The organism is Segeticoccus rhizosphaerae (assembly GCF_009192725.1).
GTDB classification, from domain to species: domain Bacteria; phylum Actinomycetota; class Actinomycetes; order Actinomycetales; family Dermatophilaceae; genus Segeticoccus; species Segeticoccus rhizosphaerae.
Window position 1 is genome coordinate 1 of the sequence record NZ_VOHR01000597.1, and the last position, 1,092, is coordinate 1,092.

Below are 1,092 nucleotides of genomic sequence, written 5' to 3' on the forward strand. Positions count from 1 at the left end.
GCCTCGGCGTCTCGCGAGACGCCGTGGGCGCGGCGGGGCTCGGCGCGGGGGCGTCGCTGGTGGTGGTGCTCGGGCTGGGGCTGTCAGCCTCCGACGAGGAATCGCCGGAGCAGCCCGCGGCCGCGAGGCAGAGACACACGCCGCCGACCGCGAGTGCCCGGGTGCGGGTGCGGGTGGACCAGGAAGGACGGGCTGAGCGCTGTGTCACCGGGACACCCTAGGCAGACCGGCGGCGTCGGTGCGACGTGGCGCGCGGTCGGTCCCACCTTGTGAGCGGGCGGCGTGCTCGGTGAGCGGCCGGTGTCCGCCGCCCTCAGTGGGCGACGGTCTCCACTCCCTGGGCCTTGCGCACGAGGGACCACGCCGAGACCAGGGCCCAGACGCCCTCCAGCAGCAGGAACCCCCAGTTACGGCCCTGCCAGGCAAGCACGGCGAGGACGGCCGAGCCCCCGAGGTTGAGCCACAGGTAGGACCAGGTGTCGGGGCGCAGCCGCCCGAGCTGCACGCCGGCGAAGGCGGCAAGGATGAGCAGGGCACCCAGGACCTGCACGATCTGCGAGGGGTCGGACATGGATCTCCTCCTGCAGGCCGTCGTCGGGTCCGGGTACGGCGTGCTCTCGTCCGGGGCGGCGCCGCGGACTCGGGCCACCTGGTCCACAGATAGCACGACGGGCCGCCGCACTTCCACCTCGCCCGTGGCGCCCGTGCTCACCCCGGGCGGCTTTGCTCACCCCGGGCCGGTTGCCGACCGCCGCGAAGCGGTCTGGAACGAGCACGGGCCGTCCCCACGCGCCCCTGTGCTCACCCCGGGCCGGTTCCCGACCCCCGCGAAGCAGTCTGGAGCGAGCACGGTCAGTCCAGGTGGCGTGCGACGTGCGACATCCAGCCCACCGCGAGGGCGCAGGCCAGGCCGATGAGGGACAGCGCACCCACGACCAGGTCGAGTGAGCCGGGCGACCCGCTCGGCCGGATGCCGGCGAAAACCACCAGCACCCCCACCGTCAGGGCACCGAGGAGAGCCACCCAGTGACCCTGGCCGCGCCGCGCCGGCCTGCGGCGGTAGCCGTGGCCCGCGGCGGCCGCGATCAGCAG

General features: G+C 74.8%; 3 protein-coding genes. 1 reads left to right on the top strand and 2 read right to left on the bottom strand.

The window, feature by feature from the left end:
* Window positions 1-221 (top strand): hypothetical protein (locus FRW57_RS24225; protein ID WP_203230493.1); only part of this gene is annotated, 221 nt, incomplete at its 5' end.
* Between the two features lie 92 nt (window positions 222-313).
* On the opposite strand, the gene FRW57_RS21935 is transcribed toward FRW57_RS24225, so the two are convergent.
* Together FRW57_RS21935 and FRW57_RS23685 are read right to left on the bottom strand one after the other, a co-directional pair.
* Window positions 314-571 carry a CBU_0592 family membrane protein gene (locus FRW57_RS21935; protein ID WP_152187077.1) on the bottom strand — a complete coding sequence of 86 codons (258 nt, stop codon included), beginning with the start codon at window positions 569-571 and terminating at the stop codon, window positions 314-316.
* Between the two features lie 281 nt (window positions 572-852).
* On the bottom strand, window positions 853-1,092 hold a 240-nt coding region (locus tag FRW57_RS23685), incomplete at its 5' end, for a hypothetical protein (protein ID WP_203230494.1).

What these genes read in the sequence shown, in the direction of transcription:
- FRW57_RS21935 (WP_152187077.1), bottom strand. Translation starts at nt 571, where the DNA reads ATGTCCGACCCCTCGCAGATCGTGCAGGTCCTGGGTGCCCTGCTCATC.